Annotated in this window: 8 protein-coding genes and 1 pseudogene; 3 read left to right on the forward strand and 6 right to left on the reverse strand. The window is 68.6% G+C overall.

The annotated features are described in order from the left end of the window. Positions 1-153: 153 nt before the first annotated feature. The 4 genes from KBB57_RS14435 to KBB57_RS14450 all read right to left on the reverse strand — a co-directional run bounded on the left by KBB57_RS14435 (position 154) and on the right by KBB57_RS14450 (position 4,333). Complete coding sequence (locus tag KBB57_RS14435) at positions 154-1,158, reverse strand: ABC transporter ATP-binding protein (protein WP_290751508.1); 1,005 nt, start codon at positions 1,156-1,158, stop codon at positions 154-156. Between the two features lie 17 nt (positions 1,159-1,175). Beyond that, positions 1,176-2,000 (reverse strand): carbohydrate ABC transporter permease, encoded by an 825-nt coding sequence (locus KBB57_RS14440; protein ID WP_290751510.1) that lies wholly within the window; start codon positions 1,998-2,000, stop codon positions 1,176-1,178. Then, positions 2,000-2,992, reverse strand: a complete 993-nt coding sequence (locus tag KBB57_RS14445; RefSeq protein ID WP_290751512.1) for a carbohydrate ABC transporter permease — start codon at positions 2,990-2,992, stop codon at positions 2,000-2,002. The genes KBB57_RS14440 and KBB57_RS14445 overlap by 1 nt, the downstream gene beginning before the upstream one ends. A 123-nt stretch (positions 2,993-3,115) precedes the next feature. Continuing rightward, positions 3,116-4,333 carry an ABC transporter substrate-binding protein gene (locus tag KBB57_RS14450; protein ID WP_290751514.1) on the reverse strand — a complete coding sequence of 406 codons (1,218 nt, stop codon included), beginning with the start codon at positions 4,331-4,333 and terminating at the stop codon, positions 3,116-3,118. A 321-nt stretch (positions 4,334-4,654) separates the two neighbouring features. Between KBB57_RS14450 and KBB57_RS14455 the strand changes: the two genes are divergently transcribed. Beyond that, on the forward strand, positions 4,655-4,891 hold the full coding sequence (locus tag KBB57_RS14455) for a DUF6489 family protein (protein WP_290751515.1): 237 nt from the start codon (positions 4,655-4,657) through the stop codon (positions 4,889-4,891). A 273-nt stretch (positions 4,892-5,164) separates the two neighbouring features. Here the strand turns inward: KBB57_RS14455 and KBB57_RS14460 are convergent, their stop codons facing one another. Further along, a complete protein-coding gene (locus KBB57_RS14460) occupies positions 5,165-5,692 on the reverse strand; it encodes a CoxG family protein (RefSeq protein WP_290751518.1) in 528 nt (175 codons plus the stop codon). Between the two features lie 114 nt (positions 5,693-5,806). On the opposite strand from KBB57_RS14460, the gene KBB57_RS14465 reads away from it, so the two are divergent. Further along, entirely contained in the window at positions 5,807-6,094 is a 288-nt protein-coding gene (locus tag KBB57_RS14465; protein WP_290751520.1) for a DUF2282 domain-containing protein, read from the forward strand. Between the two features lie 172 nt (positions 6,095-6,266). Continuing rightward, positions 6,267-7,868 (forward strand): GMC family oxidoreductase, encoded by a 1,602-nt coding sequence (locus KBB57_RS14470; RefSeq protein WP_290751522.1) that lies wholly within the window; start codon positions 6,267-6,269, stop codon positions 7,866-7,868. Between the two features lie 258 nt (positions 7,869-8,126). Here KBB57_RS14470 and KBB57_RS14475 read toward each other — a convergent pair. Next, a pseudogene (locus KBB57_RS14475) lies at positions 8,127-8,236 on the reverse strand (IS630 family transposase); the annotation flags it as partial.

The following is an 8,236-nucleotide window of genomic DNA, read 5'->3' on the forward strand; positions in this document are numbered from 1 at the left end:
GCCCTCACCCCGTCCTCATGCCCCGCCCCGGGCAGGGGTCCGCCTGCGCGCTTGCCGAGAGCGACTCCGGAGCGCAAAGGCGCTCCGTCGATTCTCCCGGGAACGAGCCCGCGGCCTTCAACCAATCGCCCGGAACGCCGACCCCCGCAGGGATCAGCGCATCGGCGCGCCCTTCTCGTCGAAGCGGTGGAGGTTCTCCTCCAGCGGCCGGATGCCGATCTTCGCGCCCCACGGGATCGAGGTCTTGCCCTCCTGCCGCACCAGCACCGGCTCCTCGGCGCCGATCTCGACGAAGAGGTAGTTGTCCGAGCCGAGGTTCTCGGCGTGGACCACGTCGCCCGTCCAGACCGGGCTCGCATTGTCCACCACCATGTGCTCCGACCGGATCCCGATGGTGTGCGCCCCGAAGCCCCGGGCGATCTGCCCGTTGATGAAGTTCATCTTCGGACTGCCGATGAAGCCGGCGACGAAGATCGAGTTCGGCTTCTCGTAGAGCTCGGTCGGAGTGCCGACCTGCATGACGAGCCCATCCTTCAGCACGCAGATCCGGTCCGCGAGCGTCATCGCCTCGACCTGATCGTGGGTCACGTAGATCATCGTGACGTTGTTCATCGCGTGGTGGAGCCGCGCGATCTCCAGCCGCGTCTGCACGCGCAAGGCGGCGTCGAGGTTCGACAGGGGCTCGTCGAACAGGAACACCCGCGGATCGCGCACGATCGCCCGCCCGATCGCCACGCGCTGGCGCTGCCCGCCGGAAAGCTGCTTCGGCAGGCGGTCGAGCAGGTGGTCGATCTGCAGCATCTTCGCCGCCTTCTCGACCCGGGCGCGGATCTCCGCCTCGCCGGCATGGGCGAGCTTCATGCCGAAGGCCATGTTGTCGTAGACCTTCATGTGCGGATAGAGCGCGTAGCTCTGGAACACCATCGCGATGCCGCGCCGCGACGGCGCGAGGTCGTTGACCCGCTCGTTGTCGAAGATCAGGTCGCCCGAGGTGATGTCCTCGAGGCCGGCGATCAGCCGCAGGAGCGTGGACTTGCCGCAGCCCGAGGGGCCGACGAAGACCATGAACTCCCCGTCCTCGATGTGGAGGTTCACGCCCTTGATGACGTCGACCGAGCCGTAGGACTTGCGGACGTCGTTGAGTTGCAGTTGCGCCATGACGCGAGCCCCCCGGATCAGCCTTTGACGCCGCCGGCGGTCAGGCCAGCCACGATCTTGCGTTGGAAGATGAGCACGAGAACGATCAGCGGCACCGTCACGATCACCGAGGCCGCCATGATGATGCCCCAGGGCGTCTCGTACTGGCTCGCGCCCGACAGGAGCGCGATCGCCACCGGAACCGTCCGCGTCGTGCTCGACGAGGTGAAGGTCAGCGCGAACAGGAACTCGTTCCAGGCGCCGATGAAGGCGAGGAGGCCGGTCGTCACCATCGCCGGCCACATCAGCGGCAGGAACACCTTGGAGATGATCACCCAGGGAGTCGCCCCGTCGACGATCGCCGCCTCCTCGATCTCGACCGGCAGGTCGCGCATGAAGGTGGTCAGCACCCAGACCGTGAAGGGCAGCGTGAAGATCGTGTAGGAGAGGATCAGCGCCCAGGGCGTGTTGAAGATGCCGATGAAGCGGATCAGCTCGAAGAGGCCGGCGAGAACCGCGATCTGCGGGAACATCGACACGGCGAGGATGGTGAGCAGCAGCAGCGTCCGCCCGCGGAACTGCACGCGGGCGAGCGCATAGGAGGCGGTGACCCCGAGCAGCAGCGCGCAGGCCACCGTCAGCGTCGCCACCAGCACCGAGTTCAGGATGTTGCGCGGGAAGGCGCCCTGCGACAGCACGTCGACATAGTTCTGCCAGTTGAACTCGGTCGGCCAGTAGCTGACCTGAAAGAGCGCCGTCCCCGTCTTGAAGCTCGTGATGATCGCGTAATAGAACGGAAATATCGCGATCACGACGATCACCACGACGGCGAGGTAGAAGGCGGCTGTCTTGACGATCGCCATCACTTCGACCCTCCGAGATCGACCTTGCCCAGCCAGATATAGAGCACCACGCAGAGCGCGATGATCAGGAACAAGAGCGTCGACTGCGCCGATCCATAGGCGAACTTGTCGAAGTCGATCAGGTTCTCGCGGCTGATGATCGACATCGTCTTGGTCGCCGGCGAATTCGGCGTCAGCACGTAGATCAGGTCGAAGATCCGGAGCGCGTCGAGCATGCGGAAGATCACCGCCACCATCAGCGCCGGCTTCACCAGCGGCAGGGTCACCTTGAAGAACACCTTGACCGGATTGATGCCGTCGATCTTCGCCGCCTCGTACATGTCGCGCGGGATCATCTGCAGGCCGGCGAGGCAGAGCAGCGCCATGAACGGCGTCGTCTTCCACACGTCGACGATGATCACGGCCCAGAAGGCGGTGTCGGCGCTCGCGGTCCAGGCGATCTTGTGATCGATGATCCCGAGGCCCATCAGCATGTCGTTGACCATGCCGAACTGGTCGTTGAAGAGCCACGCCCAGAGCTTCGCCGAGACGATCGTCGGGATCGCCCAGGGGATCAGCACCGCGGCCCGCACGATCGCCCGCCCCTTGAACTCGGCGTTCAGCACCAGCGCCACCAGCAGCCCCAGCACCGTCTCCAGCCCGACCGAGATGATCGCGAAGCGGAAGGTGTTGTAGACGGCGTTCCACCAGGCCGGATCGACCAGCGTCCCGCGCCAGATGACGCGGCCGCTGTCGAGCGTGCGCCACGTCAGATAATTGGCGAAGCCGATCCACTCGCCGCCCGAAAGGTTGCTCAGCGACGTGTTGGTGAAGCTGAACCAGATGGTGCGCAGAAGCGGCCAGGCGGCCACCGCCATGAGCGCGATCATCATCGGCAGCAGGAACAGGCGGGCGGCGCGAACGCGCTCGGCCTGAAGCTCGGACCGGTGGCCCGGCCGCGCGGCTGGCCTCGATCCCTGCGGCGGACGTCCGTCGAGCGCCGTGGTCGTCACGTCGATCCCCTCCCCGTCTCGTCCTTTTTGTGGTCAGGCCGGAGGGGCGTCCCCTCCGGCGGCCGGGCGACGCTCAGGCGCCGCCGCGGCTTCGTGGCCGGACTCGTGGCCGGCGTGTCCCGACTACCAGCCGGCGCCCTTCAGGTCGTCGAGATCGACCTCGAGCAGTTCGAGATTCTCCGCGGCGGTGCCGTTGCCGGAGAGCGTCTCGTGGACCGCGGTCCAGAACTTCGAGGAGACCTCGTTGTAGGCGACCTTGGTCGGGGCCGAGGGCCGCGGCACGGCGTTGAGGAAGATCTCCTTCCAGCGCGGGATGATCGGCTGCTTCTCGGCGATCTCCGGGTCGTCGTAGAGCGAGATGATGGTGGGCAGGTTCGCCGCCATCAGCGCGTGCTTCTTCTGGAACTCCGGCGAGGCCATGAACATGGCGAGCGAGATCGCCTCGTCCTGGTGCGGCGAGAACTTCGACACGGCGGCGTTCCAGCCGCCGAGCGTCGCGGCCGAGGTGGTGTCCCCGCCGCCCGAGGGCAGCGGCGCCACGTCGAAGAGCCCCTTCACCGGGCTGTCGGCGCTGTTGCCGAGCGCATAGGCATAGGGCCAGTTGCGCATGAAGACGGCGTTGCCGGTCTGCCAGACGCCGCGGGCCTCCTCCTCCATGTAGGAGAGCACGCCCGGCGGCGAGATCGTCCCGACCCAGCCCTTGGCCTGGTCGAGCGCCTTCTCGGCGCTGTCGTTGTAGATCGAGATCGTGCCGTCGGGCTGGATGATCTGCCCGCCGCCGTTCGACTTCACCCACTCCAGCGCATTGCAGGTCAGGCCCTCATAGGCCGCGCCCTGCCAGACATAGCCCCAGAGGTCGTTGGCGCCCTCGGCGCGCTCGGCGTCCTGGATCTTCTGGGCGGCCGCGGTCAGCTCGTCCCAGGTCTTGGGCACCTCGACGCCGTGCTTCTCCAGCAGGTCCTTGCGGTAGTAGAGCGCCGGCGCGTCGGTGAAGATCGGCAGCGCGACGAGCTTGCCGTCCACCGTCTGGCTCTCGATGATCGACGGGAAATGCGTCGGCGCCAGATCCTTGGCCGCCTCGCTCAAGTCGACGAAGTTGTCGGCGAGCTGCGGCGCCCAGATCACGTCCACCATGTAGACGTCGATGTCGGGGTTCTGCGCGGCGAGCCACAGCCGGTACTGCGCGAACTGGTCGGTGGTCGAGGACGGCATCGGCACGATGTTGACCGTGTTGCCGGTCGACGCCTCCCAGTCCTTGAAGATCTCCTTGAAGACGTTGATGGCGTTGCCCGTGGCGCCGGTGACGAAGTTCACCTGCACGGCCTGGGCGGACGTCGCCATCAACGTAAGGAGCGACGCCGCGGCCAGCAACGGCCCGGCCAGGCGTCTCGTTCTCGGCGTCGACATCGTGGAAGGTCCTCCTCCTGGACGGGTCCGATCGGAATCCGACCTCCGCCTCTGGCGGTTGCCGGGCCCGGAGCGGGGCGTCTTGTTCGATTCTTGTTATCCAAAACGCTTCGGATGAAGTCTTGCCGCGAATCGAACGGCTCTGTCAACCGATCGTTGCGCAGCCTCCTCCGCGGCCGCCGCCCCCTCGCGCGGCCGCCCCGGGCCGGCTACTATGCCTGCGACGCGAGCCGCCCCCTGCCCCGAGGACCGCCCATGAAGATCACCGTGAACGTCGACTGCACCCCCGAGGAGGCCCGCGCCTTCCTCGGCCTGCCCGACGTCAAGCCGATGCAGGAAGAGCTGATGGGCGAGATCAAGGACCGGATGACCTCCAGCCTGCGCGCCATGCAGCCCGACGAGATGCTGCGCACCTGGCTCCCTGCCAACCTCAAGGGCTTCGAGCAGATGTACGAGTCGTTCCTGCGCATGAGCGCCCCACGCCGCGAGTGACCCTGCCGCCGGACCCCGAGCCGCGATCCGGCGTCTCCGTCCTTGGTGCGGGGGGCCTGAAGGCTGACCGGCGTCGCACCGACCACGGCGAAGCGGATGATGATCGCGCCCTCGCGCCCGGCCGCCGGAAATGGTTCCAATGTCATGAATTTACTTAAAAAACAAAGGCATGGCCCATGTCCCCCCGTGGACGCCACGCCATCGCCCGGCAGACCGGCCCCGCCGGGGCAGGCCTGCCGGGCGCAGGCCCCGGCGGAGGCCCGCGAAGGGGGCCTACCCCTTGCCGACCAGCCGCTTGAACCAGCCCGCCTTCTTCTCGCCGCCCTCGGTCTCACCGACGGCGGCCTCCTCCTCCGGCGGCCCCTCCACCGCCCGCGCGAAGCTCTCGAAGAAGCCGTCCGCCATCTTCTTGGCGAAGCCGTCGATCAGCCGCGCCCCAAGCTGGGCGATCTTGCCGCCCACGTTGGCCTTGACCACGTAGGAGAGCAGCGTGCCCCCGCCCTCGGCCTCCGCAAGGCTCACGTCGGCCGAGCCCTTGGCGAAGCCCGCCGCCCCGCCCTTGCCCTCGCCGGCGATGGTGTAGCTCTCGCCCGGGACCACGTTCGACAGCTGGACCGCCCCCTGGAAGGTCGCGCTAACCGGCCCGACCTTCTGCTTGACCACCGCCTCGAAGCCGTTCTGCGGGTCGCCTTTCAGCTCCTGGCAACCCGGGATCGCCGCCTTGAGCACCTCCGGGTTGTTCAGCGCCGCCCAGACCGTCGCGCGGTCGGCGGCGATCTGCCGCGAGCCTGTCAGTTCCAACTCCGACCTCCCTGCTGTCCCGGGCGCGACCATACCGGTAAACCGTCCGGCGTCAAAGCCAGCCTTGCCGGGAAGCCCCCGCCGCGACACATAGAGCCGCGAAGGAGCCCGACCATGCCCGTCCCCGCCGCCGCCCTCGTCGTCCTCGCCCCCTCCCTCCTCCTCGCGCTGGCGCCCCCGGCGCAGGGCCAGCAATCCGAACGCTGCTACGGCGTCTCCCTCGCCGGCCGCAACGACGGGATCGGCGAAACCGAAACGCCCGGCGGCTCCATGGTCGACTTCCAGGGTGACGCCTGGAGCTGGACCCCCGCCGGCCGCTGCACCATACTGCCCCTCCCGCCCCAACCCGACGGCACCCCCCGCCGCGGCGCCTACCAGCCCCTGACCCGCGACCTCCCCTGACCTGCCTCCTCGCGAACCGCGAAATCCGCTCCGAGCCGAGCCGCCCAACGCCAGCGCCGGCGGCCGCGAGCCGTTGAGCGCCAAATGCGATAGCCCTACCGCCCATACGCCGACGACTAGACCTGTGGCAGACTGCAATCGCGGCGCCTGGCGGGCGCGACCGGAGAGAGCTATGGAAAGCTATGACTATATCGTGGTCGGGGCTGGCAGCGCGGGTTGCGTTCTGGCGAACCGGCTGTCGGCGGACCCCGCCAACCGGGTGCTGCTCCTCGAGGCGGGCGGCCGCGACAACTACCACTGGATTCACATCCCGGTGGGCTATCTCTACTGCATCGGCAACCCGCGCACCGACTGGGGCTTCAAGACCCAGGCCGAGGCGGGGCTGAACGGCCGGGCGTTGCTCTATCCGCGCGGCCGGGTGCTCGGCGGCTGCTCCTCGATCAACGGCATGATCTACATGCGCGGGCAGGCGGCGGACTACGACCACTGGCGCCAGCTCGGCTGCTCGGGCTGGGGCTGGGACGACGTCCTGCCTCTCTTCAAGGCGCAGGAGGATTTCTACCGCGGCGCCGACGACGCCCACGGCGCGGGCGGCGAGCTCCGGGTCGAGACGGCGCGCGTCCGCTGGGCGGTGCTCGACGCCTTCATGGCGGCGGCGGAGCAGGCGGGCATCCCGCGCACGCCCGACTTCAACCGGGGCGACAACGAGGGCAGCGGCTATTTCGACGTGACCCAGCGCAGCGGCTGGCGCTGGAGCGCCGTCCGCGCCTTCCTGCGCCCCGCCGAGCGCCGGCCGAACCTGCGCGTGCTCACCGGGGCGGAGGTCGAGCGGCTGGTCATCGAGGGCGGCGAGGCGCGCGGCGTCGTGTTTCACCATCAGGGCCAGCGCAAGGAGGCCCGGGCCACGCGCGAGACGGCGCTGGCCGCCGGCGCCATCGGCTCGGTGCAGGTGCTGGAGCATTCCGGCGTCGGCCGCGGCGAGGCTTTGCAGGCGGCCGGGATCGCGCCGGCCGTCGAGGTCGAGGGCCTCGGCGAGAACCTGCAGGACCACCTGCAGCTGCGGCTGGTCTACAAGGTCACGGGCGTGCCGACGCTGAACGAGAAGGCCTCGCGGCTGGTCGGCAAGGCCTTGATCGGGCTCGAATACCTGCTGAAGCGCTCGGGGCCGATGTCGATGGCGCCGAGCCAGGTCGGCATCTTCACGCGCTCGGGCCCGGAGAAGGCGACGGCGGATCTGGAATACCACGTGCAGCCTGTTAGCCTCGACAAGTTCGGCGACCCGGTGCACGCCTTCCCGGCGATGACGGCGAGCGTCTGCAACCTCCGCCCCGAGAGCCGCGGCTCGGTCCACGTGACGAGCCCGGATTTCCGCGGCCATCCGGCGATCCGGCCGAACTACCTCTCCGCCGCGGCGGACCGCGACGTGGCGGTCAGGGCGATCCGGCTGACGCGGCGGATCGCCGAGCAGCCGGCCTTCGCCCGCTTCCTTCCGGAGGAATACCTGCCGGGCGCCGCGATCGAGAGCGAGGAGGATTTGGTCAAAGCCGCTGGGGCGATCGGCACGACGATCTTCCACCCGGTCGGCACGGCCCGCATGGGCGCCGACGCGGGCGCGGTGGTGGACACGCGGCTCCGGATGCGCAAGCTCGGACGGCTGCGCATCGCCGACGCCTCGGTCATGCCGACGATCACCAGCGGCAACACCAACGCGCCGACGATGATGATCGCCGAGAAGGCCGCGCGGATGATGCTCGAGGACGCGCGGGCCGGCTGAGGCCGCTCCGCGCCTCGGCTCGGCCGGGGTCGGGGGTCGTCGCGACGGTCTGGCCGCTGATCGGAAAGTTCTCGACGGCGCGGAGCGTATACACGGCCCAGTAGGCGCTGGCGGGAGTCGATCGGGCAACATTCCGCCCGCCGAGGCCAAAGACCGCTGTTTCGCTGAGCGGCGATACGGCATGCCGTGGCGGGAAACCGGTGCGGTTCACAAGCTCCGACGGCGGCTAGGAGCTGTGGACTCTAGAGCGATAGCCGATCATTCTGGATCGTATCCGCAGGCGGCGAAATAGTTGGCGAACTCGGCTTGGCGGAAGGCGTCGAGGCCACGCCCGATGGCGCTCCATAATCCGTCGACGGTGCGCTCGG

The organism is Amaricoccus sp. (assembly GCF_017993425.1).
Taxonomy (GTDB): domain Bacteria; phylum Pseudomonadota; class Alphaproteobacteria; order Rhodobacterales; family Rhodobacteraceae; genus Amaricoccus.

What these genes read in the sequence shown, in the direction of transcription:
- KBB57_RS14435 (WP_290751508.1), bottom strand. Translation starts at nt 1,158, where the DNA reads ATGGCGCAACTGCAACTCAACGACGTCCGCAAGTCCTACGGCTCGGTC.
- KBB57_RS14470 (WP_290751522.1), top strand. Translation starts at nt 6,267, where the DNA reads ATGGAAAGCTATGACTATATCGTGGTCGGGGCTGGCAGCGCGGGTTGC.
- KBB57_RS14465 (WP_290751520.1), top strand. Translation starts at nt 5,807, where the DNA reads ATGCCCGTCCCCGCCGCCGCCCTCGTCGTCCTCGCCCCCTCCCTCCTC.
- KBB57_RS14455 (WP_290751515.1), top strand. Translation starts at nt 4,655, where the DNA reads ATGAAGATCACCGTGAACGTCGACTGCACCCCCGAGGAGGCCCGCGCC.
- KBB57_RS14450 (WP_290751514.1), bottom strand. Translation starts at nt 4,333, where the DNA reads ATGGCGACGTCCGCCCAGGCCGTGCAGGTGAACTTCGTCACCGGCGCC.
- KBB57_RS14440 (WP_290751510.1), bottom strand. Translation starts at nt 2,000, where the DNA reads ATGGCGATCGTCAAGACAGCCGCCTTCTACCTCGCCGTCGTGGTGATC.